Source organism: Scytonema hankhaensis NUACC26, from assembly GCF_045865695.1.
In the GTDB taxonomy this organism is placed as follows: domain Bacteria; phylum Cyanobacteriota; class Cyanobacteriia; order Cyanobacteriales; family Nostocaceae; genus Scytonema.
Genome location: NZ_BAACAP010000199.1, coordinates 47170 through 73910, shown reverse-complemented (window position 1 = coordinate 73910; position 26741 = coordinate 47170). Strand labels below are relative to the sequence as shown.

Annotated in this window: 22 protein-coding genes and 1 pseudogene; 12 read left to right on the top strand and 11 right to left on the bottom strand. The window is 40.9% G+C overall.

What is annotated here, in order from left to right; genetic code table 11:
* Window positions 1-201 precede the first annotated feature (201 nt).
* The 3 genes and pseudogenes from ACKTT2_RS22745 (at window position 202) to ACKTT2_RS22735 (ending at window position 2293) form a co-directional block, all read left to right on the top strand.
* Complete coding sequence (locus tag ACKTT2_RS22745; protein WP_407890713.1) at window positions 202-1173, top strand: trypsin-like serine peptidase; 972 nt, start codon at window positions 202-204, stop codon at window positions 1171-1173.
* Between the two features lie 211 nt (window positions 1174-1384).
* Window positions 1385-1747 (top strand): annotated as a pseudogene (locus ACKTT2_RS22740) (CHAT domain-containing protein); the annotation flags it as partial.
* Between the two features lie 69 nt (window positions 1748-1816).
* Window positions 1817-2293 (top strand): type II toxin-antitoxin system VapC family toxin, encoded by a 477-nt coding sequence (locus ACKTT2_RS22735; RefSeq protein ID WP_407890712.1) that lies wholly within the window; start codon window positions 1817-1819, stop codon window positions 2291-2293.
* Between the two features lie 246 nt (window positions 2294-2539).
* Here the strand turns inward: ACKTT2_RS22735 and ACKTT2_RS22730 are convergent, their stop codons facing one another.
* From ACKTT2_RS22730 to ACKTT2_RS22720, 3 genes are read right to left on the bottom strand one after another with little or no spacing between them, the layout of a single operon-like run.
* Entirely contained in the window at window positions 2540-2848 is a 309-nt protein-coding gene (locus tag ACKTT2_RS22730; RefSeq protein ID WP_407890711.1) for a HigA family addiction module antitoxin, read from the bottom strand.
* A gap of 15 nt (window positions 2849-2863) precedes the next feature.
* A complete protein-coding gene (locus ACKTT2_RS22725) occupies window positions 2864-3166 on the bottom strand; it encodes a CHAT domain-containing protein (RefSeq protein ID WP_407890710.1) in 303 nt (100 codons plus the stop codon).
* Window positions 3153-4991, bottom strand: a complete 1839-nt coding sequence (locus ACKTT2_RS22720; protein WP_407890709.1) for a tetratricopeptide repeat protein — start codon at window positions 4989-4991, stop codon at window positions 3153-3155. The genes ACKTT2_RS22725 and ACKTT2_RS22720 overlap by 14 nt, the downstream gene beginning before the upstream one ends.
* A 580-nt stretch (window positions 4992-5571) precedes the next feature.
* Between ACKTT2_RS22720 and mutS the strand changes: the two genes are divergently transcribed.
* The 4 genes from mutS to ACKTT2_RS22700 all read left to right on the top strand — a co-directional run bounded on the left by mutS (window position 5572) and on the right by ACKTT2_RS22700 (window position 10036).
* Window positions 5572-8148 (top strand): DNA mismatch repair protein MutS, encoded by a 2577-nt coding sequence (gene mutS / locus ACKTT2_RS22715; RefSeq protein WP_407890708.1) that lies wholly within the window; start codon window positions 5572-5574, stop codon window positions 8146-8148.
* 221 nt (window positions 8149-8369) lie between these two features.
* Window positions 8370-8918 carry a dihydrofolate reductase family protein gene (locus ACKTT2_RS22710; protein ID WP_407890707.1) on the top strand — a complete coding sequence of 183 codons (549 nt, stop codon included), beginning with the start codon at window positions 8370-8372 and terminating at the stop codon, window positions 8916-8918.
* A 253-nt stretch (window positions 8919-9171) separates the two neighbouring features.
* Window positions 9172-9621: a Panacea domain-containing protein gene (locus tag ACKTT2_RS22705; protein ID WP_407890706.1), complete on the top strand. Its 450-nt coding sequence runs from the start codon at window positions 9172-9174 to the stop codon at window positions 9619-9621.
* A complete protein-coding gene (locus ACKTT2_RS22700; RefSeq protein WP_407890705.1) occupies window positions 9614-10036 on the top strand; it encodes a hypothetical protein in 423 nt (140 codons plus the stop codon). Before ACKTT2_RS22705 ends, ACKTT2_RS22700 begins: the two co-directional genes overlap by 8 nt.
* On the opposite strand, the gene ACKTT2_RS22695 is transcribed toward ACKTT2_RS22700, so the two are convergent.
* The 3 genes from ACKTT2_RS22695 to ACKTT2_RS22685 all read right to left on the bottom strand — a co-directional run bounded on the left by ACKTT2_RS22695 (window position 10001) and on the right by ACKTT2_RS22685 (window position 11272).
* Window positions 10001-10390: a helix-turn-helix domain-containing protein gene (locus ACKTT2_RS22695; RefSeq protein WP_407890704.1), complete on the bottom strand. Its 390-nt coding sequence runs from the start codon at window positions 10388-10390 to the stop codon at window positions 10001-10003. The two genes, ACKTT2_RS22700 and ACKTT2_RS22695, sit on opposite strands and share 36 nt — an antisense overlap.
* 251 nt (window positions 10391-10641) lie before the next feature.
* A complete protein-coding gene (locus ACKTT2_RS22690) occupies window positions 10642-10773 on the bottom strand; it encodes a hypothetical protein (protein ID WP_407890703.1) in 132 nt (43 codons plus the stop codon).
* Window positions 10774-10891: 118 nt separating this feature from the next.
* Window positions 10892-11272, bottom strand: coding sequence for a hypothetical protein (locus ACKTT2_RS22685; RefSeq protein WP_407890702.1), 381 nt, complete (start codon window positions 11270-11272; stop codon window positions 10892-10894).
* Window positions 11273-11412: 140 nt separating this feature from the next.
* Here ACKTT2_RS22685 and ACKTT2_RS22680 point away from each other — a divergent pair, with 140 nt between their 5' ends.
* Together ACKTT2_RS22680 and ACKTT2_RS22675 are read left to right on the top strand one after the other, a co-directional pair.
* Window positions 11413-12810, top strand: a complete 1398-nt coding sequence (locus ACKTT2_RS22680; RefSeq protein WP_407890701.1) for an IS4 family transposase — start codon at window positions 11413-11415, stop codon at window positions 12808-12810.
* Between the two features lie 103 nt (window positions 12811-12913).
* Window positions 12914-13045, top strand: a complete 132-nt coding sequence (locus tag ACKTT2_RS22675) for a hypothetical protein (RefSeq protein WP_407890700.1) — start codon at window positions 12914-12916, stop codon at window positions 13043-13045.
* 797 nt (window positions 13046-13842) lie between these two features.
* Here the strand turns inward: ACKTT2_RS22675 and ACKTT2_RS22670 are convergent.
* Window positions 13843-19398 carry a translocation/assembly module TamB domain-containing protein gene (locus ACKTT2_RS22670; protein ID WP_407890699.1) on the bottom strand — a complete coding sequence of 1852 codons (5556 nt, stop codon included), beginning with the start codon at window positions 19396-19398 and terminating at the stop codon, window positions 13843-13845.
* A 710-nt stretch (window positions 19399-20108) separates the two neighbouring features.
* Between ACKTT2_RS22670 and ACKTT2_RS22665 the strand changes: the two genes are divergently transcribed.
* The 3 genes from ACKTT2_RS22665 to ACKTT2_RS22655 all read left to right on the top strand — a co-directional run bounded on the left by ACKTT2_RS22665 (window position 20109) and on the right by ACKTT2_RS22655 (window position 22002).
* Entirely contained in the window at window positions 20109-21185 is a 1077-nt protein-coding gene (locus ACKTT2_RS22665; RefSeq protein WP_407890698.1) for a hypothetical protein, read from the top strand.
* Between the two features lie 164 nt (window positions 21186-21349).
* Window positions 21350-21634: a hypothetical protein gene (locus ACKTT2_RS22660; RefSeq protein ID WP_407890697.1), complete on the top strand. Its 285-nt coding sequence runs from the start codon at window positions 21350-21352 to the stop codon at window positions 21632-21634.
* Window positions 21635-21717: 83 nt separating this feature from the next.
* On the top strand, window positions 21718-22002 hold the full coding sequence (locus tag ACKTT2_RS22655) for a hypothetical protein (protein ID WP_407890696.1): 285 nt from the start codon (window positions 21718-21720) through the stop codon (window positions 22000-22002).
* A 359-nt stretch (window positions 22003-22361) separates the two neighbouring features.
* Here the strand turns inward: ACKTT2_RS22655 and ACKTT2_RS22650 are convergent, their stop codons facing one another.
* From ACKTT2_RS22650 to lpxB, 4 genes are all read right to left on the bottom strand, one after another.
* A complete protein-coding gene (locus ACKTT2_RS22650; RefSeq protein ID WP_407890695.1) occupies window positions 22362-22568 on the bottom strand; it encodes a hypothetical protein in 207 nt (68 codons plus the stop codon).
* On the bottom strand, window positions 22561-23358 hold the full coding sequence (locus tag ACKTT2_RS22645; protein ID WP_407890694.1) for a hypothetical protein: 798 nt from the start codon (window positions 23356-23358) through the stop codon (window positions 22561-22563). The genes ACKTT2_RS22650 and ACKTT2_RS22645 overlap by 8 nt, the downstream gene beginning before the upstream one ends.
* 11 nt (window positions 23359-23369) lie before the next feature.
* A complete protein-coding gene (locus ACKTT2_RS22640; protein ID WP_407890693.1) occupies window positions 23370-24719 on the bottom strand; it encodes a DNA cytosine methyltransferase in 1350 nt (449 codons plus the stop codon).
* Between the two features lie 608 nt (window positions 24720-25327).
* Window positions 25328-26491, bottom strand: a complete 1164-nt coding sequence (lpxB, locus tag ACKTT2_RS22635) for a lipid-A-disaccharide synthase (RefSeq protein ID WP_407890692.1) — start codon at window positions 26489-26491, stop codon at window positions 25328-25330.
* Between the last annotated feature and the right edge of the window lie 250 nt (window positions 26492-26741).

The window sequence follows — 26741 nt, the reverse complement described above, 5'->3', positions numbered from 1 at the left end:
TCAATCTTCCTCCATCCACCTTTGTTCATCACGGTTAACGATCGCACAGCCCGTGTCAATCTTCCTCCATCCACCTTGGTTCAATCATATCTGGCTTTCCCCGAACGTTCTTAGACAACGGGTATCGTTAAGGGTGTTCCCCCCGTGAACGGTTACGTTTTCATTTTCATAACTCTAGATTAAAACATCACAAGCTGAACTATGAACAACAAGCTCATCAGTAAAAAAGTAACTGCACTATTTATTGCGGGTCTCACCAGCGCAATTACGTTACATCCTTGGCTGAATGCCAATGCTCAAACTGCTACATCACCAGCAACAACACCGAAATTTACACGCTTGCAAGATGCCAAAAATTTCCATATCAAAGGAAATGGCAAAGCTTTTCAACCTAATAATTTGCAACAGTCAACTCAACCAGACCAACCTGATGACAAACAATTTCGCCGCCGGGGAATCATCGGTTGGGATGACCGAATTCCTCTTTTAAGCCGAAAATATCCTTGGTCGGCGATTGGTAGAGTACAGGGATTGACTGCTGAAGGTAAGGGTTATCATTGCACGGGTACATTAATTAGTGAAGATGTCGTTTTGACTAACGCACACTGTGTCATTAATGAAAAAACGAACCAATTAAGTCAACAAATTGTGTTTATACCGAATGTGATTAATCGTAAAGTTGCAGATGAATCAGATATTGCTCAGGTTGAAAATGTAGTTTATGGCACTGATTTTACGGGAACTGCTTTAGAAAGTCAAATCAACGACTGGGCGCTTTTAAAACTGAATAAACCTATTGGGTTAAAATACGGTTATCTGGGTTGGCAATCTTTATCTTCATCGACTCTTACTAAAAACCGCAATCAATATATTTTTGTTGGTTATTCTGGTGATTTCCCCGATACAAACAAAGAACAATATCAATTTTTTACTGCTGGTAGAGGATGGACGGCTAGCGTGCAAAAAGGTTGTAGTATTGTAGGTGAGGAAAGCAATGTTTTATTACACGACTGTGATACCACTGGCGGTTCTTCTGGCAGACCAATTATCGCCATCATTGGTAATCAGCCTTATATTGTCGCCCTGAATAATGCGGAACTTAAACCCAATGGACGCGCAGTTATCAACTTTGGAGTAAAAATTGATTTTTTAGATAGATTCCGTAGAAATTAAGATTGATGGGGATTGGTGGTAGCCCTATCAAGGTAATGATTGAAAAACAAGTATTCTCTCTCTTGCTCTTTGCGTCTTTGTGGTTAAAAAATGTTTTTGAACCGCGAAGACACAAAGAGCACAAAGGTAAGAGAGCGAGAATTAGACAGTAGCCTTGACAAATCGTATGCCACTGTTGCAATATCTTGCACCTGACCCCCGTTCATCCCCCCTTGGTCAGGAGGGAAAAGAGGAGGGTGACGGTTTACTGACAGCGAATGAAATCCTAAATTTAAAACTGAATGCTGAGTTGGTCGTCTTAAGTGCGTGCGACACTGGACGTGGACGCATTACAGGTGATGGGGTGATTGGTTTATCACGTTCTCTGATTAGTGCTGGTGTTCCGAGTGTCGTCGTCTCATTGTGGGCGGTTTCAGATGATTCTACCGCGTTCCTAATGACCGAGTTTTATAAAAATCTGCAACAAAAACTTGACAAAGCCACTGCATTAAGAAACACGATGCTAGCTACTAAGCAAAAATATGGTAGTCCCTTGCAATGGGCTGCATTTACATTGATAGGAGAAGCTGAGTAGTGTTTTATACATTTTTTTTATAGAATCAGAAAACACTAATTTAGAATAGCCGCACTGTTTGCATCGTTAATGAAACCTAAGGTCTACATTGAAACATCTATTCCCAGCTTTTACTATGAGATCCGCTCTGAAGCTAGTATGGTAGCACGTCGGAATTGGACACGTCAGTGGTGGGACAACACTAGCAATCAGTATTGGCGTGTAACCAGCGTTGCAGTATTAGATGAACTTAACAGAGGTGATTTTCCTAGTAAAGATGAAGCGATTGAACTGATTAGCGGTTTACCATTCGTCGTTATCGAGCCAGCAATCGCTGAAATTGTTCAAGCTTACATTCAGCATCAAGTTATGCCAAAAGATCCAGTTGGCGATGCTTTACATCTTGCATTAGCTTCATATCATAGATGTGATTTCCTACTGACATGGAATTGTCGGCACTTGGCAAATGCAAATAAATTTGGTCATATTAGGCGACTGAACGTTATGCTTGGTTTATATGTCCCAATGCTTGTGACTCCATTAGAATTGATGGGGGAGGAATCCTGATGTTGAAAGATGATCCAGCGATCGAGAGAATAAGAGAGGCGCGACACCGCATATCCTCCGAACATGGGCATGATCCGCAGAAATTAGTGAACTACTACATCGAACTTCAAAAACAATATCAGTCTATAGATAGGGTAAAAGAACAGCAAACTGAATCTGTACAAACTACAAGAGACTTCTAGATAAGCTACAATTAGCGCTCGGTCTACATTGTAAAGATTGGGCGTATTATTTTTCTTTCCAAACTCAGGCTACATCATTAAACGGAAGTTTAGATATTTGATTGTAAACTTCTGCATTTTCTTCAAGAGCTTGGCGTATGTCGTATTGCGTTTGTAAATTCAACCAAAACTGGGCGCTATTACCAAAATAGCGAGATAAACGCAAAGCTGTATCTGCTGTAATACTGCGCTTTCTTTGTAAAATCTCACTAATTCGTGTCTGAGCTACACCTATATCTTTGCTTAATCGATAAGGGGTGATATTTAGTGGCTCTAAAAATTCTAGTTGTAGGATTTCCCCTGGATGAATATTTGGTAGACGGTGATTATTCATAATTATTTTCATGCATCAGTGATAATCTACTATTTCAACTACATAAGCATTGTTTTCATCCGTCCAAACAAAGCAGATTCGCCATTTCTTAGAATGCCACATTTTTAACTGTGTTGCTCGCAATGCTGCCGAGGCTGACTTCCCGGACTGCCACATTTGCTGGTAAAATTCCTGCATAAACACAGATGTGCCTTCATCGTCAACTTGCCACAAGGACACCACCAGTCGTTCTCCTCCTGCATACATTAGTCCTCTTGTCAAGCCCACCAACCCTTCTCCTTGAATTTCCTTACCTAATCCCGTTTCACAAGCATTCAAGCAATCTCACATAAAGAGGTTCGGCTTCCGCGTACCGTCCAAGGGATTCGTAGAGTCCTGCCAGATTGTTGTAACTTTGGGCAACATCCGGATGGTCTTTTCCCAGCAGCTGTTGCCTGAGTTCTAAAGCTTTGATGTAGAGCGCTTCCGCTTCCGCGTACCGTCCAAGGGATTTGTAGAGTCCTGCCAGATTGTTGTAACTGGTGGCAATATCCGGATGATCTTCTCCCAGCAGCCGTTGCCTGAGTTCCAAAGCTTTGATGTAGAGCGGTTCGGCTTCCGTGTACCGTCCAAGGGATTTGTAGAGTCCTGCCAGATTGTTGTAACCGGTGGCAATATCCGGATGATCTTCTCCCAGCAGTCGTTGCATTAGTTCCAAAGCTTTGATGTAGAGCGCTTCGGCTTCCGCGTACCGTTTAAGGGATTTGTAAAGTCCTGCTAGATTGTTGTAAATGATGGCAACATCGGGATGCTCTTCTCCCAGCAGCCGTTGCCTGAGTTCCAAAGCTTTGATGTAGAGCGGTTCGGCTTCCGTATACCGTCCAAGGGATTTGTAGAGTCCTGCCAGATTGTTGTAACTGGTGGCGAGATCCGGATGGTCTTCTCCCAGCAGCCGTTGCCTGAGTTCCAAAGCTTTAATGTAGAGCGCTTCCGCTTCCGCGTACCGTCCAAGGGATTCGTAGAGTCCTGCCAGATTGTTGTAAATGATGGCGACATCCGGATGCTCTTCTCCCAGTAGCCGTTGCATTAGTTCCAAAGCTTTAATGTAGAGCGCTTCCGCTTCCGTGTACCGTCCAAGGGATTCGTAGAGTCCTGCCAGATTGTTGTAACTGGTGGCGGTATCCGGATGGTCTTCTCCCAGCAGCCGTTGCCTGAGTTCTAATGCTTGGATGTAGAGCGGTTCGGCTTCCGTATACCGTCCAAGGAATTCGTAGAGTCCTGCTAGATTGTTGTAACTGGTGGCGGTATCCGGATGGTCTTCTCCCAGCAGCCGTTGCCTCAATTCCAAAGCTTTGATGTAGAGCGATTCCGCTTCCGCGTACCGTCCTAGGGATTGGTAGAGTGATGCGCGATCGTTGTAACTAGTAGCGACGGCGACATCTGGATAGTTTTCTGCCAGCAGTTTCTCATTGTCTGAAATTATTTGCCGATCGAAGGAAGATACTTCTGGTTTAACAAATGTTTTTTCTCTAGAAAAGGTAGACTCTCTAAATTGAAAACTTCGATCGCTATATATATTTATTTTTGTCTTCATAACTGGAATCTCGGCTTGGGAAAGGTTTTCTAGTTGAATTGCCACTAACCCTTCCTGAAAAGCTCTTTGAAAACTATCTTGAGTAACTGAGGTTTCGTAACTCAATGCGTTGTAAAAGCCTTGAGCGAACAAGATTGCAGATTTATCCTGAATCTCCTGGTTCATCCCAATCGTATAGTTAATATATTTACTAATTGCCTCAGCAGATTTGATAGAGTGACTGGCATTTAACAGCACACAGTTTACATAATCCCCGTATAACTTAAAAAGTGATGCCAAGCCCTCTGGTGGAACAGCCTTGTGCTGTCCCCCATCATCCTCTAATAGCAAACTTCCATCCTCCAAACCATGCCCGCAGAAATGGACAATTGTAAATTTTTTGGATGCGATCGCATTGCGAATATCCTGGGGTCGAACAGCAGTCCGAACATCAACCTCAAACATATCCCGTCTTACGGCGCGTGCGATCCGCTCGGAAATTTCTCTAATTTCTTTATCCAAGCGCATACTGTGGGGATTGGCTGCCAGAATTAAGATTTTTTGTTGTTGAGTCGCTTGTTGCTTAACCATCTCCCACCCTACGCAAAAATTATGTTTTTTGTAGCTTCTGGATTATTGTATTAACCTTACCAAATAGGTTGTACTTCAAAGCTACACTTAATAAAGTTATCTCACTAATAAAATAGTAACAGAAGCGGACAGGGGAACTTTATGTATAGCGCATGAGGTTGATGCAATTGTCACTCGCGAGTGTCTGGTATTAGTAACCATTCACAGAATTTATTTAGATATTATAACGTTTTTGAAGTCGTTAATGCAAAAAATTTGCAATCATTGGGCATTTCAACGTTGACCACAGGAAATACGAACGCGCCTACCATTATGATTGGCGAAAAAGCAGCCGATCTGATTAAAGCCGCAAGGCACAGCTCTCAACAGAGCCAAGTCTCTGGGACGCGATCGCGATCCTAGGATCGTCAATTACCAATGACTAATGACTATTGACTAATGATGACTTTAACCAGTTAACTTTAATTGTGACGGTCTACTTAACTTAAGTAGTTAACAAACCGTAAACAATTTGTGAGTATCACCAACATCACGTTATCATCGGATATTGGCAGGCAGCCTTGTGTATTGGTAGACACTCATGACCGCTTCTCACTCTACACCCCAAACAACTGAACCAAACAACCCGAATGAGCCAATCGGCGATTACCGTATGGTAGACCGCAGTAAACTCAGCAAGATGTACCAGCACTACGTGGAAGTGAAGGAAAAGTATCCTCATGCTCTACTACTGTATCGGGTAGGAGATTTTTTTGAAACATTTTTTCAAGACGCTATTGTTGTATCCAGAGAACTGGAACTGGTTCTGACTAGCAAACACGGAGGAGAAGTCGGTAGGGTACGTATGACGGGTGTCCCGCATCATGCGTGGGAACGGTACACAACTCAGTTGGTAGAAAAGGGATATGCTGTTGTTATTTGCGATCAGGTGGAAGATGCTTCGGAAGCAGTAGGTTTAGTCCGTCGTGAAGTGACGCGCATTCTCACCCCCGGTACGTTATTGGAAGAAGGAATGCTCAAGTCAAGCCGCAACAACTACTTGGCGGCTGTGGTAGTTGCAGGTGACTATTGGGGTTTGGCTTATGCAGATATTTCTACAGGCGAATTCTTAACAACTCAAGGCAGTAATTCAGAGCATTTGACGCAGGAACTCATGCGCTTACAGCCTGCTGAGGTGCTTGTTCCCACTAACGCCCCAGATTTGGGAAGTTTACTGCGTCCGGGCGAAAGATCGGAACATTTACCAGAATGTTTGCCTCCATCTTTTTGTTATAGCTTGCGATCGCAAGTCCCCTTTTCCCAAGGCGAAGCCCGAGCCAGATTGTTGCAAAAGTTCAAAGTCCGTTCTTTGGAAGGTTTGGGTTGCGAACACCTTGCGCTTGCCGTGCGTGCGGCGGGAGGGTTGCTAGAATATTTAGAAGAAACGCAAAAAGAAAACTCTATCCCCTTACAAACGCTACGGACTTACACTCTCACAGATTTTCTGATTATTGACCATCAAACACGGCGTAACCTTGAAATAACCCAAACTGTACGTGATGGAACTTTTATTGGTTCTCTCCTTTGGGCGTTAGATAAAACTTCTACACCAATGGGGAGTCGTGCTTTACGGCGATGGTTATTGCAACCACTGCTCGATATTAAAGGTATTCGAGCACGACAAGACTCGATTCAAGAACTTGTTGATAACAATTCCCTACGCCAAGAATTGCGACAGTTATTGCGTCAAATTTATGATATAGAACGATTGACAGGACGTGCTGGTTCTGGTACTGCCAATGCCAGAGATTTATTAGCCTTAGCCGATTCTTTATCTCGTTTGCCTCAAATAGCAAATTTGGTTTCTATTGCTCGTTCTCCTTTCTTAAAAGCTTTGCAAAAAGTGCCATCAGGAATGGAAGAGTTAGCACAAAAAATTCGCCTTCATATAGTGGAGTCACCACCTTTACATATTAAGGAAGGAGGATTAATTCGTTCTGGAGTTAATGCTCACTTAGATGAACGACGCGCCACTGTTGAAGATGACCAGAAATGGATTGCTAATTTAGAAGTTGATGAACGCGCAAGAACGGGAATTTCTAATCTAAAGGTAGGATTTAACAAAACTTTTGGTTACTTTATTGGGATTTCTCGTGCAAAAGCCGACCAAGTACCATCAAATTACATCCGCAAGCAAACGCTGGTGAATGAAGAACGTTATATCACTCCGGAATTGAAGGAACGGGAAGCCAGAATTCTCACAGCACGGGATGATTTAAACCAGTCAGAATATGAAATTTTTGTGGCGTTGCGAGAGGAGGTAGGTACGCAAGCGGAAGTGATTCGCAATATTTCTCGTGCAATAGCAGCAGCAGATGTTTTGTGTGGGTTGGCTGAGTTGGCTATCTATCAAGGTTATTGCCGTCCGTCGATGACAGAAGGGCGAGAAATTACAATTATTGATGGGCGTCATCCTGTAGTGGAACAGTCTTTGCCTTCAGGTTTCTTTGTACCGAATTCTACTCATTTGGGGAATGGAGAAAAGGAAATTTCTTCCCAGTCCCCAGATTTAGTTATTCTTACTGGACCAAATGCAAGTGGGAAAAGTTGTTATCTCCGACAAGTGGGATTAATTCAACTTATGGCACAAATCGGAAGCTTTGTTCCTGCACGAGAAGCACAATTGGGAGTGTGCGATCGCATTTTCACTCGTGTCGGTGCAGTAGATGATTTGGCAACGGGTCAATCTACTTTTATGGTGGAGATGAACGAGACAGCAAATATTCTCAACCATGCAACGTTAAAGTCACTGGTGCTGTTAGATGAAATTGGTAGGGGAACAGCAACTTTTGATGGTCTTTCTATTGCTTGGGCTGTCGCAGAGTACTTAGCAACAGAAATTCGCTCGCGAACAATTTTTGCAACACATTACCATGAATTGAACGAATTAGCTTCGTTGTTATCAAACGTCGCTAATTATCAGGTAACAGTCAAAGAATTACCAGATCGAATTATATTTTTGCACCAAGTTCAACCGGGAGGTGCAGATAAATCTTATGGTATTGAAGCAGGAAGATTGGCAGGTTTACCAAAAGTAGTTATTCAACGAGCAAGACAAGTAATGGGACAGATTGAAAAGCACAGTAAAATTGCACTAGGGTTACAAAATTTAGAATAAAGGTCTTGGGGCGATTAGAAATCGCGACTATACAAGCAAAACACCTAAACGACGATTAAGTAGGCGTGTAGCAAATGTAAACGCTTCTTCCTGCTTGCCTTTCTCAATACCGATGCGCTCGAAAGATGTCACATATTTCATACGTTGTCTTGCTTCAAGTTGTTCTACTTCAATTGTAAACTCGGCTTGAGTATTACTTATTTGTTTAAAGGAAAATCAAAATGAGAAAACTTGTTTATCACGTAGGTACAACTCTTGACAGTTATATCGCTCATGAAGATGGTTCAATTGATGGCTTCTTAAAGTTTGCAGAAGGAGAACACGTAACAGAATACTTTGAAAGCCTCAAGGCATACGATACTGTAGTCATGGGCAAAGCAACATATGAGTTTGGTTATCAATACGGCAAAAAGCCCGGAGAACCTGCATATCCTCATATGAAGAATTACATATTCTCAAAGACCTTAAGATTCGATACAGAACCAGATGAGCGAGTCAAAATCATCGCTCAAAACGAACTAGAAGTTATCAAACAATTAAAAGAAGCTGATGGCACAGACATTTATTTGTGTGGAGGTGGAACATTTGCAGGTTTTTTATTAGATAACGAACTCATTGATGAACTAATAATCAAACTTTATCCTATTATCCTTGGTAGTGGCATACAGCTTTTTGGTAAGAGTAACAAAGCAATTAATTTATCGTTAATTAATTCCAAAACCTATCAGACTGGTGTATTATTATTAACTTATCAGTTAAATTATAACTAAAAAAGTTCTGCTTTTTGCTTTTGCAACTTTGCCTGATATTGTTAAAATTGCGTATAAGTAAAAATATTTTATTAACAATTAACATCAAGCAATTTGGCAAAAGATTATTTTTATATTACAATGGTATTGATAGAAAAATTTGGAGATTGTTAAAAGCTTTTAAAGAAAAATTTTACAACAGCGAAAATATTATTTTTTATAGCGGTTACAGAAATAAATACTAACAAAAATTAAAATCCGGAAGGAAACACAAATGCTTAGCTGTCATGATGTTGCAAAATATTTTCTAGCTCAAACTGACGAAGAAGCAGGAGATTTGATTTCTAATCTTAAGCTTCAAAAATTAGTCTACTACGCTCAAGGGTTTCACTTGGCGTTGTATGACGAACCCTTATTTACTGAACCTATAGAGGCGTGGACGCATGGTCCAGTTGTACCTGAAGTATATCATGCATACAAACATTATGCTTCTGGTGCGATTCCTATTCCTGACGATATTGATTTTTCAAAATATGATAAGCCAACTCGTGAGCTACTAGATGAGGTTTACCGTGTTTACGGACAGTTTTCCGCATGGAAATTGCGAAATATGACCCATGATGAGGAACTTTGGAAAGATGCATATAAAGGCGATATAGTTATAGCTCATCAAGCTATGAAACAATACTTTAAAACCCAGCTTGTCAATGACTCGAATGAGTAACAGGAAAAAATTTAAACAACCACCAAAGGAACGAGGGAAAAATTTAAGAACTCCACCTGACAAAACAGAGATACCTCCAGAACAGCTACCTCCTATATTTTCTCTACGTTACCTAGAAGGTGAATATTGTTTAACTAAATGTGACAAAGATGACCAAGCTGCATTTGCTCTTAAAATTCATAGGTTAAGTAAGTTAACTTGGAGCCAAATACAGTCTCAAGACAGGCACAAACTTGGTTACGAAAGAATTTCCAGAGATTCGCTCAAAATCCCAATTCCTAGATTTATTACTGAAGATGTGAATCTTATCGCTTTTCGGTTCTCTGGGATGAAACCAATGATAGGTTATCGTGATGGTTGTATCTTTTACGTTATCTGGCTAGATAGAAATTTTACTCTTTATGACCATAGTTAAAATGTTTTTTTTAAATTTAATTTCCCTCTTCTGTAACATTCTATCTACTGTAGAAATACCAATGGTTATTCCTATCTTTTCTTTAAGGGACTCGCGAATCTCTGACAAAGTAGCATCATTCTTGGCTTCTACTATTTCTTTGAGAACATTCAATTGTTGTTCGTTGAGTTTTGTTGGAGTTTGTTGTGTCCTGACTTTAGGAGCAATAGTTCCTGTTTCTCTATATTGTTTGAGTAATTTCTCAATAAAACCTAAAGTTACACAAAATCTTTTTGCTAACTGACGTTGTGACATTCTACCTTCTAAATATGTATCAAGTATTTTTTGACGTAAATCAAGAGAATACGCTTTCATTTTTACCCTGGTGAAGATGTACAGCTTTATCTTATTAAGTGTACTTCATTAGCCTGGGAAAGGCTATATTCAGGGTACAATACTACTCGGTTAAGGAAAATAGGGGAGAAAATCAAGACCCTAATGTTCGCGTTGTGTTTACGAGAACAATAAAGCGATAAAACTCCCCTGACGCACCCCCTACTGTCACAATCGGTTTTTTCGGACGAGTCTACTATAAAAGCTGTACTTTATACAAAAATGGTGAAAAGTCAGGGCGATCGCCAACCCCAAATCCGCAAACGTTCAAAATTCGTAGTGTGACAATGGGCGGGTGTGGAAGGTAGGATAAAATACTCTCTGGTCAACACGGCGATCGACGCTCTTTCAGCTTGCGCCTTCATGCGATCGCAAAAAAACTTGACTGTTAATTCGATACTGCAAGGGCTGAGGAAAATAGAGGGGAAAAACCGTCAAAATATGTTCGCGTTTTTTATACGAAAAATAAATGGGGAATTGAATTTACTTTTTCTCTTTGAGGCTCTCATACAACTCTACCCAGTTTTGCCTGAGAGAATCAATACATGAGCTTAAGTAATCGATTTGGGTTCTTCTAGCAACTTGCATAACAGCCTCAATATGAGCAGGACTGCCAGCTTTACCCAAATGCTTATACTTACTAAGTTTTTTTGGTTCTTTAGTCGGGAAAGTGGGCTGTTGTGCGTGCAACTTGTAATACCAATAAGTGCCTCGATTACCGCGAGCCTGGTAGCGCAAAACACAACAACCCGGTGGTGCAATTTCTCCAGACGCTTTAATTTGTTGGATTTGGAGTTGTAAAGTGGCAATGGCTTGTTGCAAAAGCTCTGCTCTGGCAAGAAGATCATCAGTTTTTGTGGGCATACACAAGCGGTGTTGCGGATTTTGTCTAATTTGAGGAACAGTTGTGGGTTAGGGAAACGGCAAATTGTTCTCGTATTGCTTTCGAGAACAAAAACTGATTGAATTTATATGATTCTACAACTAGAATACCTTGGAGACTCATGCCACTGATTAACTTTGAGGTCATGCCTCCTTCATTATCCCCAACAGAATTACTCACAGCCCTCGAACAAGTCATCCCCAGTCAAATTATCACGAGTGCTATTCAGAAGACAGGTTCAGAAGAACGGCGACAACGAATACTTCCCACCCATGTTGTTGTTGCTTTAGTCATTGCTATGAGTTTATGGTCACATGAGTCAATAGTCGATGTGTTCAAAAATCTGATTCAAGGTGTTGCCGGACGGTGGATAAGTTTGAAAGTCCGTTTGATTTCACCAACAAGCTCCTCAATTACCGAAGCACGTCAACGCACTGGACCTGCAGTTATGACTCGTTTGTTTGAGATGGTGGCTAAACCATTGGCAACGATTTTAACACCGGGTGCTTTTTTAGGAGGGCTGAGAATTATGGCTGTAGACGGGACAGTTTTTGATATCCCAGACACAGTTGAAAATGCTCGAGTCTTTGGTTATCCTGGTTCTCCAAAAGGTACATATCCGGCATTCCCAAAAGCTAGATTAGTTTTTTTGCTAGAAGCCGGGACTCATTTAATTACTGATGCCTTCATCAGTCCATATCGAGTTGGTGAAAGAAAAGGAGCTTTAAAACTACTCCGAAGTGTTGGTTCTGGTATGTTGTTGATATGGGACAGGGGATTGCATTCTTTCAAGATGGTTTATGCTGCCATCAATCAAAAGTGCCATTTTCTCGGTCGAGTCCCAGCCAATGTCAAATTTGAAGTCGTTAAAACCTTAACTGATGGTTCCTATCTTAGTTGGATTGCACCAGATGGCAAGTCGAAAAAGAAAGGTGCAACGCGACTTCCAGTTCGTGTTATTGAATATGTGATTGAAGAAGATGGAACTGAAAAAGTTTACCGTTTGATTACTGATTTAATGGATATTAGCACCTATCCAGCATTGCTTCTCGCACAAGAATATCACCAACGATGGGAAGCAGAGTCTACATTAGACGAATTAAAAGTTCATCTCAACGGTCGGAAAACCCCTATTCGCTCCAAGAATCCTCGTGAGGTAATTCAAGAAATTTATGGTTGGTTATTGGCACATTATTGCATACGTTATCTCATGTTTCAAAGTGCCGCCATAGTTGGAATTTCTCCGTTACGGCTCAGCTTCACTGGTAGCCTACGAGTGATTCGACGTGCCATTCCTCAATTTCAACACAATCTCGACAATTCTGAGAATCTTAATATATATTTTAGCTGGCTAATGCAGGAAATATTAGACCTAGAAATTCCCCCACCACAAAACAGAACTAATCCCAGAGTCGTCAAGAAAACTCGCTCAAAACATAAGAGTAAAAAACGATGTCACAGAAATAATGCGACTCAACGACAACAACTCTCTTTCTTAATTTTTCCAGCCGCTAGTTAATTAAATTTCTGTTTGAAATCATAGTCAGCCGTTCATTTTTAATTTATCATTTACGTTTTAGGTATATTTTTGTCAATTAACAGTCAAGTTTTTTTGCGATCGCATGAAGGCGCAAGCTGAAACAGCGCCGATCGCCGTGTTGACCAGAGAGTATTTTATCCTACCTTCCACACCCGCCCATTGTCACACTACGAATTTTGAACGTTTGCGGATTTGGGGTTGGCGATCGCCCTGACTTTTCACCATTTTTGTATAAAGTACAGCTTTTATAGTAGACTCGTCCGAAAAAACCGATTGTGACAGTAGGGGGTGCGTCAGGGGAGTTTTATCGCTTTATTGTTCTCGTAAACATAACGCGAACATTAGGGTCTTGATTTTCTCCCCTATTTTCCTTAACCGAGTAGTATTGATTCAGGGTATATGAGCGGACATGATATTAATTACTAAGAAGGAAAATACATAAATTACTCCCTTTGGGCTCTAAAATTACCGAATTTTGTAGGGTGGGCATTGCCCACTCTACGCCCATAGGTAATCATAAGAGCACGCTCAGGGAGTAATTGGTTGGGGGAAAATGGGAAAGGAATTTTAGACACTGCGATCGCTCTTAGTGGTGCTGGATTCTTTGCTTTTACTGTTACTAAATCGAGATGGATGAGAGGAGCGATCAAAAAAAAGATATCCAAATCTTAGAGGTTGTTTGAAAAGTGGTAGGCTGTGATTTTAGGCACTCATCGATCCCCCCTAGCCCCCCTTAAAAAGGGGGGAAATATAGCGGTTTTCAATTGGGTGCAATACACACAAAAGTTATGGAACCGCAGATGCACGCACCCTCAACGCAGATAAATCTGTACTTCATTCAAGTGAGAACCGCTATATTCTTAAAGTCCCCCTTATTAAGGGGGATTTAGGGGGATCTTGAATATGATTGCTACTCATGAAAGGACTTTTGAAACACCCTCTTAAGAATGTTGGGTTTCGTTCCTCAACCCAACCTACGCGGCTTGTGAATTTTGTTCGCGGGTATTGGATTTAAAACCGTGTTTCATACTCAAATTCCAAGCGACTTTCATCTTCTAAATCTGTGGAACCGCGCACGAGAGTGTTGTCGTTCACCCGGTAAAGCACGTTGTAACGGAAAGGTTCATTGGTTAAGAAAACCCTAGAGAGTGAAACAGAGATACTCTTGTTAATATCGAAGACACCTTCTGCAGCTAAACCTAACACGGAAGCTCTCGATGCTTCATTGGCAACATTTGTTGGAAATATCCGAAATTCACTGAATCCGATCGCTTGTCCTAACGCACTAATACTTCCTTGCAGTCCCCCCAATACCGTAGAACCTGCAAAGGTAGCAAGTCCCAAAGCAGGGTCCGATCCACCCAATGAATTAATAATCGATCCACCTAATAACGCAATAATTTCCGGTTCGCTGCGACGGGGTTCGCTTGTTAATTGCAAATTATCAGCTAGCTGACTGGCTGGTCCTTCAACTCTTGCTTGAACCCTTACCGTTCTTAAAGTTCCAATACTTGTAGAAGGAACGTCACTAATTTCTGAAGAAAGTACGGGAGAAGCCAAAATCCTACTTCCTCTTGCTTCCGGTACAAGAGCAATCATTCGGACATCTAGAATCGGGTCAAGTCCCCGACTGGGAATAAACTGTGCTGTGTGTTCGTAACCTCGCACTAAGGTAAACTGAGTTGAAAATAAATTAACTTGTCCACCCGTAAGACGAATAGTTCCTTCTGGTATGGGTTTTGCTAAAGTGCCATTGATATTCAAGTCTCCCTTGGCGTTAAAGCTGAGTACGGATTGCGTTGGATCTGCTACAGAAGGTACGAAACTACCAAAAAGTGGTTGCGTGGTGATGCGAATATCATCGCCTAAAACAAGCTTTAAATTTGTAAACTTGATAGGAGAATCGGTAAGTGCGGGTGCAGCAGAACCTTTTGAACCATCTGTATTTTGAGCTGTTGTGGTGGCTGAGACTGCATTACTTTTTGTACGACCTCCTTGTGGAGTATTACCAGCCGCTTGTTGTCCAATCCTGACTTGACCATCACTTAAAAGAATTTCACCACTGATATCGGGTTTCAAAACACTTCCCCCAATGACGGCATTACCACTGACACCGCCTTGATACAGGTTTTGTACACTCAAATTCAAATTTTGCAGAGATACGGTGAGGGGATTTGTTGCTGCTTGCTGTTGAGCTTGTTGACTTGCAAAAATGGGGATAATTCCCTCAGCCGTCAAATTTCCTTGATTATTGTATTGCCCTTGAATGCTTTGGACATCTACTTTATTGCCATTAAATTCTAGTGTTCCCGTTACACCGGTTAATGGATCTTGTAGGGCTTGTGCTTGAAAAGTTGCATTATTAACTGTGGCAGTTCCTGTAATCGTTGGTTGCTTTAAAGTACCCCCAATCTCTACATTTACTTGTCCTTGACCGTCTACCCAAGCAACTTGGTCGGTAAATGCGTTTAACAGCGCTAAGCCTCCATCTTGAACGTTAGCTGTAACGTTAATGCGATCGCTATCTGGTTGTACGGAAGCAAAAGGCAAAGGAATTGGTACGCTTCCTCGTGCTTCTAGTGGTTGCGTTCCTGTGACCAATAAAGTACTGTCAAAATTCAAACGTGCGTTGTCATAGTTAAAGCTAACTTTTCCTGTTTGCACTGGTTGCTGGTTTAAAGTTGCATTTTCTAATGTGACTTCTCCCGTAGCACTGGGGTCTTTTATACTCCCTGCAAGATTTGCGATCGCATCCACTTGACCTGTCACATCTACTGCTGCATTCTGTATAAACGGCTGCAATAAAGATATAGGAAAATCAGTCACGTTTAATTGTCCTGATAGTTCTTCCGTTCCCAACTTTCCTGTAAAAGTCAACAATCCTTCACCCAAATCTACACGTACTGGCACGAATGTCACAACTCCATCTGCAAACGTACCCCGTGCAATTAACTGTTCTAACTTATACCTACCCCATTGCCAGTTATCACCCTGAAAATTGAAACTAGCATTCACCCCCGACTTTAAGGAACCAGCGACCTCAATTTGTCCGTTCAAAGCACCTTCTAATTCTGCCAAACTAGGCAAAGTCCGAGCTTCCTGACGCTGTTGCTGTTCTTTTGCAAGTACTGCTTCAATTTCCGCAAAGCGTTGTAATTGCGTTAATATATCTGCATCAGGCAAACCTACAGGTGTTGTTTGAAGAACTTCTGCTCCAGCCAATTTTGGAATTTGTAATCCAGAAGCAAAGTCTTGAAAACCAAAAATATTAGCTGCTTGTAAAACTCTTTGAATATTCAGTTTTTCAAAACTAGCTTGAGCTTGGAATTGAGGATTATTGCCAGTTTCTACATTCCCATTGACAGCAATAACACCATCACCAATTCGTAACTGTCCGTTAGTTAAAGATGCAGCGCCATCAGCATAACTGATATTTCCTTGAAACGAATCTGCAGCCAATCTACCAGCTTGAGGTTTGGCGATCGCCACATCTCCTACAACACTAAACTGCTCCAAGTTTACCGCTAAATCTCCAGATATCTCCCCAGATAAAGGTTTTAAAGCTAAATTATTTGCGGGTACAAAACCTTCCAAAAGAGCAACGGGAAAACTTTGGACATTGACGAGGAGATTGTCTCCCTCCGTTTTCCCAGTAGCCACAGCGTTATTCAGACGAACCAGAAATGACGTTGGGCGATAATTGGAATTCAAGTTAACCGCAATTCGGTCTTGCGTCCCCTTAAGTTGTAGTTCTCCACCTTGTCCTCCCCTAACATTGACTCTTCCAGTTAATAGGGGGTCAAACGCCACACGATTCACCTTCAAACCACGTAACCTAATATTTCCTCCAGCATTGGGAGTCTGTGGAGTTCCCCTCACCTGTCCTCGAAAATCCACTAACCCTGCTAGCGCCACATTACCGGGAAGTTGTACGGGAATTTGTCCTAAGTTATAACCCCGCGCCAGCACATCCAGATTAAACCCAGAGACTTGAGGCGTTCCGTTTTCCGGTAATTGGAGAGCAATTATACCAGCAGCACTCAATCCGGGAGCCGTTGCTCGTTCGATCGCAATTTGCTGTCCGTTCCATTGAACTTGCGCTACCAGTGGTTGTGCGAGAACTGCTAATTGAGAAAATCTTACTTGACCGGCGGCGCGAATATCTGCGAGTTGAAAAGACTGAGTTGTTCCTGCAACTCTTATATCGGAACCGAGCCGTCCTTTTAGCTGTTGGGAAAATTGATTGAGTTGAACTCGAGCAACATTTGCCAATGCTTCCCAACGTCCGTTGTTGAGGCTAATGTTTCTCACATTAACCGTACCTCCTGCAACATTGCGTAAAGTTGCTTGTCCTGTTGCTTGAATGGTTTCGGGTTTGAAAGATGCAGTTGTTCCCGCCAAGTTCAACTGAGTGCTTAAGATTCCCCGTCGAATTTGCGGCGGTACTTGGGCAAAACGGCTCAATTGAATTCTAGCTGCATTAACAAATGCTTGCCAGCGACCTCGTGCAAGCCGACCTCTAGCTCTAACTGTATTCCCTGCTATGTTAGCTACAGCATCTTGAAGGAGAATATTTTCTCCCTGTTGGGAGATGACAGCTTGTCCGTTTGTGGGATAGGTTGCTGTAGGCGCTTGGACTTGGGCGAGGGCTTGTAAGTTACCTAGAGTCCCGGTCACTTTAGCATCTGCGGAAACATTGCCAATGGTAATCGCTGGTGAAGAGTTATATGCTTTAGCAATGGCATCTCCTGGAAGATTGTTAGCTTCCACATTCAACAAGACTCTACCTTGGGGTGCTAGTTGAACTTGACCGTTTGCTGAGATTCGTCCTCCCACTTCTGGTGTTGCTAAAACTCTAGAAACATTGACTGATAGGGGTTGACCGAGAGTACCCGTCACTGTTGCATTTGCTGAAATACCACCAACAGCGACGGGAAGCGATACACCGTAACCTTGTGCGATCGCATTTCCTGGTAAACCTTGTGCTTGAATATTTAACGCGACGTTTCCTTGAGGAACGAGTTGAATTTGACCACCAGCATTAATTTTTCCACCTGCGGCTGGAGTCGCTTGAATATTTGATAAATTGACAGCCAGGGGAGGTTGTTTGTTTAAGGAACCCGTAACTTGAGCATTTCCTGAAACATTACCTATAGTAACGGGAGTTGTAAAGCCGTAAGCCTTTGCGAGTCCATCTGCTGAAATCCCTTGTGCTTGTAGGTCAACTTTGACATCACTCGCCTTTCCGAGTTTCACTTCACCTTTCCCAACAATTTCTCCCCCAGTAGCTGGAACTATTCGCAAGTTAGAAATGTTAAGTTGAGAAGCTGCGTCCGAGATGCTGAGTTGGAAGCCAGTTGCGATCGCATTAAACAGCACGCGATCGACCGTTACTGGTTTTATAGCACTTGCTGTTCCACTCAGAGTTGGTTGTTTGATAGGTCCAGTTAACTGAATATTAGCTTGAAAATCTCCAGTAACAGGAACTGGTAGACTCGTATTGAGAGTTTCTAAAGCATTTTTAGCACTAACTGACTTAACTTGTGCTGCAATATTAAATCCTTTTTGGAGATCGACGCTTCCATTTGCTACTAAAGGCGCTTTCCCATAGTTTGCTATCAGATTCTCCAAAGAAATTTGTTGTCCTTGGAATGTCAATCTTCCAGTCGCATTAGTAAACTTTTGAGGAACGTTTTGAATTTGGGACGTGACTTGATAGGCGTTAGCCGTTCCCGTGACAGCCAGTTCTGGACTGGACTTTTGTAGCTGAACTGTCAAATCGCCATCAACACGACCTGCTTGTAAAACAGTTGGTAACTCAATTAATCTGCTCAAGTCAGTTGCTTGAAAGTTTTGTGCTTTTACCTTCAGGTTCGTTTGTAGCGATTTTATTTGAGTTGTTCCATCGAGTTGAACCGTACCTCCCCTGGTTGGTTGAGCGCTCACTTCATAATTAACAAGTTGATTCTGAGATTGAATGCGAGCTATACCATTAACCCGGTCTAGCGTCACAGAACCTTTAGGTTTACCCGGTCTTGGTGTTGGATCTAAGACGACATCACCATCTTGAACCCGAAGCGATTCTAAGTCAGTTTGAATAAAACCCCTTCCTTCCCCGGCTTTTAGTTGAGTCGTTACCCAATTTGCCTGCTTATCCTGTTGGATGTAAACATCAGGTTGGATTAGAGTAACATTAAGGCTCAGCGTTCGAGTAAATAGCAGCCGTAGGGGAGAAAATTCCACTTCTACAGCTTTTGCAGCAACTCTATCGGGATCTGTCGCTGTTGCGGGTACTGATAGCGCACCAAATCTTAAACTAGTCAGTGAAAACCGCTCTACTTTCCCTATTTGTATGGGTCTTCCTAACAATTGTTCGAGATTAGTCTGAACTAGCGGTGCTAAATCTTTATAGACAAAATTCCTCGCCCACCAAGCACCTGCTGCAATTCCAATCAGCAAAACGACACCCAGTGCGAGACCAGTACGTCCTAACAAAAGGAGCCATAAACGAGGATTGCGAGGGCTAGAAGGCTCCTGTTCATTTTCTGAATTGGGAGGACGTGTCATAAGCCTTGACCAGAATCGCTTACTGAATTTATTGACTATTCTCTATAATTTCATACAAATACAAACTTTGGGCGAATCGTTTTGAAAATAGGGACTGGCGATTGAGGAATGAGAACTTGGAAACATCATCCTATCTTATAAAAAAACAAGAGAAAATATGACTATTGAAGTAGTTGATATCTGTCTTTGGGATTAAATCTTTTTATTTTTACAATAATTGGGCTACTCAAGCATTTGCACAATCCTTGATAAAAGCAACAATCTATTTCTCAACGCGATCGCGCACGCAATTTAGAGGTTGTTTGAAACGTAGTTGGCTGTAATTTTAAGCACTTATCGATCCCCCCTAGCCCCCCTTAAAAAGGGGGGAAATAGAAGCAAAGCTCCCCTTTTGAATCCCACACATCTCGTAAGACTATTACTCCCTTTCCGTGCTAAAATTCCCGCTCTTTGTAGGGTGGGCACTGCCCACTCTTTGTAGGTAGGGCTATGCCACACAATAGTAAATGATAGGCAGTAGGCAATCTACTTAATTACTGAAGATCCCAAAGAATCTTCAAACTTAATAAAATACCTCTTTTGATAGATGCTAATTTTATTAATATTTAATACGACTTCATGTGTTGCTTGTAATCGAGCATTTTAAGTAAAAGGGTGTGGAATAAAGGTATTAAAATTTATCCTTTTAAATAAAATACGGTAGGTGTGAGATGAAAAAACTTGGATTACCTATGTGGCTGCCTTACCCTAGTTCATGGTTAAACGCTTTGATAATATCAGTTTTTATGGCTGGGTTAGGGGCTTTTATTAGACGTAGCAGTTTGTTAGACCACTATCTAAGTAAGTGGTCTCAACAACCAGAACTGTCTTCTGTCATGTTGATATTGTTACTCATCTCTCCAATACCTACGATCGCCTTTTTCCATCACTTTTTTCTGAGCCGTTTTATTCCTGTTGTTCCAGGGGAAAGTGTGAAAACACCTCAAGGATTAGTCCCTGGGATTATTAGTTGGCGGGAGAGTTTGTATAGTTGGTTAGTGTTTGTTCTATCCACCCTAATAGCTACTTTAATTTGTATTCCCTTCCTGTCTCTATTTAAAGTTAACTCCGAAAATATCATCTCCACTTACAATCAACCTCATCGAACTTTACAAACTCTCTTTGCTATTGTCTGGATTATTAGTGCTGCTTTCCTTTATCAAGTTGAATATCTTTTTAAGGATCGCTTGCTTTTTATAGATGATTATATTGGTGAAGAAACTAGTGTAGACCAGGGGCAAATAATAGAAATTCAACCAGAAAACCAACAAAGTGAAATGATTCCTACTCAAATACCTGTCACTAAGGAATCGCCACAAACGAAAACTAGCCTAGCTGACTTAATTACCAAATATCGTAAACTCCTACAAAGATTTTTCATAATTGCGTTAATAGCTGTAGCAGGGTTATGGATGTATTTCTTTGCGAATTTGCCAAAAGTGAAAAAAACTGTATCAGCAAACTTATCTTATATTGAAAAACAACTAGCTACTCCCTCAGAAACTCCGGTTGCAGAAGACAGTACTTACCAAAGAGGTTTAAACAAAGCTAAGTCAGCAACCAAGCTAACAAAGTCAGCCCAAACTGAAACTGAATGGCGAGTGGTTTCTCGTCGTTGGGAAGAAGCTATTAAACTTATGGAAAGTGTACCAACTTCTAGCCCTAACTATGGATTGGCACAACAAAAGATTTTGCAGTACCAATTGCATCGGGAATTTGCTAGGCAAATGCTTTCCAGTGACCAGTGACCACCTGACCAGTGACCAGTGACCACCTGACCAGTGACCAGTCACCTTGGTCACTGTAATTTATAAAATTTCCAGAATCTATTTTTATGATGATTCGTCTCTCCTATTAAAGTTTATTTCAGTAAACTTTTTATTTGCTTTCCAACTTAGCAACAAGATTACACGTGAGTTACTACGATTTTAATAATCATTTCTGGTCTTCCCAGATGGTTTGCTGTCAATCAGAACAGGCAAAACCAAAGCAAAAAAATGCGAGGTCTAGCAGATTATTGGGGATACTGAGTTTGATGTGCGTTGCTGTTTGGACTCCTTTAATAGTCCAAATATTACTTCCAACTAACAGTCAAAATCGAGAAAATCTTTCTCTAAATAATCATGAATTTGGTAGCGATCGCGTTTTGCAGCGAGAACACTACTACTTTTTCTATCGGTCGGTACAAAATCAATAGTTGATAAAGCCACAATTCCGTTAAGATGCTATGGGGTGCAGTTACTAACCTATGCACACTTACATATCAAAAAATAGTTCTTCATGAATCAAGAAACACAGACGCCATCTCCAAAACTACAACGCGATCGCAACTCTCAACCAAAAATTCAAGTAGAACAGCACGTTAGACTTTTAGATGTTGATAAACCGCAAGGACGTGTTATTTGCGAGTGCTGGAATTGTAAACAGGGGCTACTGATTCAGCATGAAAGAGAACCACAACAGGACACTAAAGTGACTTGTCCGAATTGCGGTAGGATAGCTATAAAATTGCAAGTCGCAAAAGTTTTATCAGTTATTGCTATTCCTTCACCTTGGGAAACTTAGATTTTCAGTTTTTAAACCCGCGCCTTGCGGGTTTTGCTTGTACATCCGGCGAATAGAATTCACTTCTACACAAACAAAGTCCACCTGCGTGGACTAATCCACTTTTCCTTCAATCAATTGCTTGTTTCTAGTTGATAGATTTGACGCAACTCCTCAACTGTATTCGCCGTTTTGGCGTTGCTGATTAATACTATGAAAATCGCACGCACTCGTCACACTCGGCGCAGAAAAACCTTATCATCTTTGCGACGCCAGGTGCTTCAACGGGGGGAACCCCCGCAACGCACTGGCTCGTCTTCGCGTGAGTCTAAAAAATCATTCATATTTTATAGCAATTTTCACTTGAATGAAGTACAGATTTATCTACTACGGGCTGCTACAGGCTGCGGTTCCATAATTTTTTTATGTATTGCACCCAATTGAAAACCGCTATAATTCAGCAACGCCGCCGTTTTTATACCTTCTTTAATCGCTCTCAACTGTTCAATGCCATAAATCTGAGAAATTTCTGACCTGATTGCTAATACCAATTCTCTGGATCGGTATAACCAAAACGTATTATTCAAAATTTTTATATTGTTCTAAATCTGCTTGAGAAACTTCGTTTGCAAGGACTAATTTGTAATGTTTTTCTTGTACTACCTTTACTTCCCCTTCATTTAATGTCAATTCAAACAGTGCAATTAAATTGTTATTCATAAATTGAGCTGATATAGTCCGACAAACCAACTCCGGATATTTTGCCGTGCAATATGCTATGTCTTGTTTGGTTTGAACAATACTTATCTGGTCATTACCACTCTTGGCTTGAATAGGTATAATAAACTGAGAACCATTACGATTTAAACCAACATAAAGTTCATCAATTTCAATTTGACCAACTCCTTCAACAGTAGTTCTTAAATGATTTTGTAATGAATACGCAGTAATTCCTAAAAATATGTCTATCAACCTATTGTAACGTATTTTGGTTAATAGAGCCTGTTCATCCCCTGACGAATACCTTGCAATAATTTCTGGAGTTGAGTCTGGAATTTTAATTTGTAACAAGTTATTAGATGGAACAATTCTGTTAATACGTTCAAGACGAAACCTGTAAATTGCACGTCCTGCTAACTCTACGATCCACTGTAAACCTTGAGGCTCTGTATCTGTTATGTCTTTAGGCAATGGTTTCCTAAATCTAAAAGAATAAATAACATCACCCAAATTCTTTGGCTCTAATCCTAATCTATCACCAATTGCTTCTAACTCAGCACGGGTAAACTCGAATTCTGTTACTCCTAATTTATACTTTTGTTTAAAAATTTCATTAATAACAGTATTGTACTTTTTTTCTTTTCCTTCTTTAACCATAAAAAATCTTACTAAATTATTATTGTTTCTTTATCTTGGGTATTTGTTCTTCTTACTCTTGGTTCTATTATGCGTGCATCTACTCCAAAATCTTGAGCAGCTTGAGACATATCAAACATCAATAACTCCTGTTTTCCCAAATCATATATGACTTTAGGTTTAATTGAAGATATATTCAGAGCTTTGATTATTTCCAAAGCTACTGCTTTGGCTAATAATGGTGGAACAGAATTTCCTATTTGTCTAAATCCGTGCCATTTAGTAACGTGAAATCTAAACCAGTCTGGGTACGAATGCAAACGTGCTGCTTCACGTACAGTAATACATCTTGGAGTAAAAGGGTGAATTGGTCGAGCAGACGTAAAAGCTCCTCTATTACTGGGAGTACCTGCTCTGAGAGTATTACAAAGTCCTTCAGGATCGAGTTTATAAAAGCGACTTATTGGTTCAGTCTTACCGTGTTGAGTCGCTTCAAACCTGCATATAGATACTGAAGTATGCTCTGTTCTTAAACTTGAAGTTAGAATTCGAGAGTCATATTTTCGCTCATAAGAAAAGTCGTCGTCTACAGACAAAAGACCACGCAGCTTTCTACCATAATCGCTAGGTTTACCAAAATCTGCTAATACCCAGTCTCTTTCAATTAGTTCTACATAATGATTAACTTCTGGTAAGTCTTGTAGAGCGTCCAAAACTGTTGGACTGGGTGGAAGCTCACTGATAATCTTAGCTTTTTTTTGTTTTGCAGGCTTTACGATTTTCTGCGGATACATTGGTAACTCAAGATCGGAACGACAACCTAACAAAAATAATCTCTCGCGATTTTGCGGTACTCCATATTCAGCAGCATTTAATACTTGATAAGTTTTCTGTATTTTGTAACCTTTTTTTTCAAATTCACTGATAATTTCTGCAAGAAATTTTTGATGATTTCCTACAGTTATTCCTTTGACATTCTCAAAAACAAAATATTTTGGTTGTAATTCAAAAACCAATCGAATAAAGTGGAAAACAAGTGAATTTCTAGGATCGTCAATCATTCGTTTACCAATCATTGAAAATCCTTGACATGGAGGACCACCGAAAACAACATCAATTTCTCTATTTCCTATAGACGAATTGCTTCTAATATCTTCGCCTGTAGTTTTAATAATGTCTTGACACAGAATAGACCAGAATGGGAAATTAAATTTATGTATTGCACAATGAACTGGATCGATTTCAACAGAAGCAAGCACATCAAATCCTGCTTGCTCAAATCCAAGAGTCATGCCACCTGCGCCAGCAAATAAATCAACAGCGATAGGTCTTTCTTTCGTATTACTGTGAATCATGTTTGCTATTTTTAGACTTTGAAGCATTAGATTAATTTAAGACAACAGAAGCAATAATATATACAATTTCAATAATCAGCTTTACGCTTTTTTTGGTCTTGTATAACTAGGAATATAATACAAATATACCAGTTTTGAAATATTTAGAACAGACGTAAATATACTCTTTTTACTCCTTTCCCGCCAGAAGATAACCTAAACATATAGTGAATGTGTGGCATAGCCCTACCTACAAAGTCCGGTAATTTTAGAGCGGAAAGAGAGTAGGATAGTAGGTGAATCTACGCTGTCTAAAATAATTCAGAACAATATAGCGATCCTATCTGATTTATGAAAAATCTAAGCATTGTTGGGTGGGCATTGCCTATCAAAAGCTTTATCTAGTGGGTAATGCCCCACCTAAGGTGTATTTCAAAAATCAAATAGGAACCCTATATTACATTAAGTAAGCTCTAATATAATAATTCAGTTTTATTTTTTAAATCCTCTCTTGCTTCTCTTAGCGCTCTCAGAACCTTTGCGGTTCATTAAGATTTTCATGATTTGTATAAGATCGCTGTGTGAAAGTCAAATAGATATTTACTCCACACGAAATACACCTCAGTCTAGTTTACCGCAAAGCTTAAAATTTAATTTTAAAAATTTTGTAACATATGTAGAATTTCTTTAGCGGCGCGATCGCAAACGCCAACTTCACCTAAAGATTGCTGCATAACCTGATAATCGGCTTGCATTTGCTGCTGGCGTTCTGGATTGAGCAACAATTCCAAGGCAGCTTCCGTCAAATTTTCTGGAGTTGCGGTTTCTTGAATAAACTCAGGCACAATTGACCGCATAACTACCAAGTTTACAGGTGAGGCAAAGGGAAAAGAAATTTTGAAGATGTTTCGAGCTACCCAGTAAGTAAACGAATTGAGACGGTATATCACAACTTGCGGTATGTTTAATAAAGCCAGTTCCAAGTTGACAGTACCGCACTTAGTAATCGCCAAGTCAGCTGCTGCGAGTACTTGTTGTTGTTTACCAGATACCACAGTTGCTTGCAATCCATACTGTTGTACCGCTTTTTCAATAGGTTTACGGTATCTTTCCAAAGACAAGGGAATCCAAAAATGAACTTGTGGCAATTTGGATTGAATCTTCTGTGCTGCTTGAAACATCACTGGTAAGAGATATTTCAATTCTTGGTAGCGAGAAGCAGGAATAAGAGCAACATTCATACTGTCGTCTCCAACTCCTAACTCAGTTCGCGCTACTTCACGACTAGGAAAATTTTTAATTCTATCTATGAGAGGATGACCTACCCAAGTTACATTTGCTCCTTTGTCTTGGAAGTAAAGCGCTTCCTGTGGAAAAATTGCCAGCACCTTGTCACTGACACCAATAATTCTTTCCGTATCGCGAGGTGTAATTGAAGCTACCCAAACTTGTGGTGCAATGTAATAAACGATAGGGACGTGTGGCAAATGACGGCGAATGTAGCCACCAATGCCCAAATTGGGTCCCATATAATCGATAAGCACCACTAAATCGGGTGGATGTTGCTTGAGGTAAGCAATTGCCCGCCGTTGAATTTGAAGTGTTGGAAGAACAAAGCGCAACGATTCTACAAGACCAAAGGAACCAATGTGGGTGGTATTTCCCAGTAAAGTCGCTCCTGCAGATGCCATTTTTTCACCACCCAGTGCCACTATTTCCAGTGACAACCCTGTGGCTGTAGCTTGTTGTTGAATTGCTGAGATCAGTAGCGACCCTTGTAGGTCGCCAGATACTTCGCCAGTACTGATAAATATACGCATATGGGATTGGGGATTGGGGATTGGGGGGCTGGGGATTGGGGAACTCGGGGCCCCCTCCTTGTTGAGGGGCAATGGGGCTGGGGATTGGGGAACTCGGGGTTCCCTCTGGGGATAAGGGGCGATGGGGATTGGGGACTGGGAATTAAGGAAAGAATTTTCACTGTAATGTATTAGAGATTATTTAGTTATGATTAACTCTTACTGAGTTACAGATTTCCCTTCGCCCAATCCCCAATCCTCAATCCCTAAT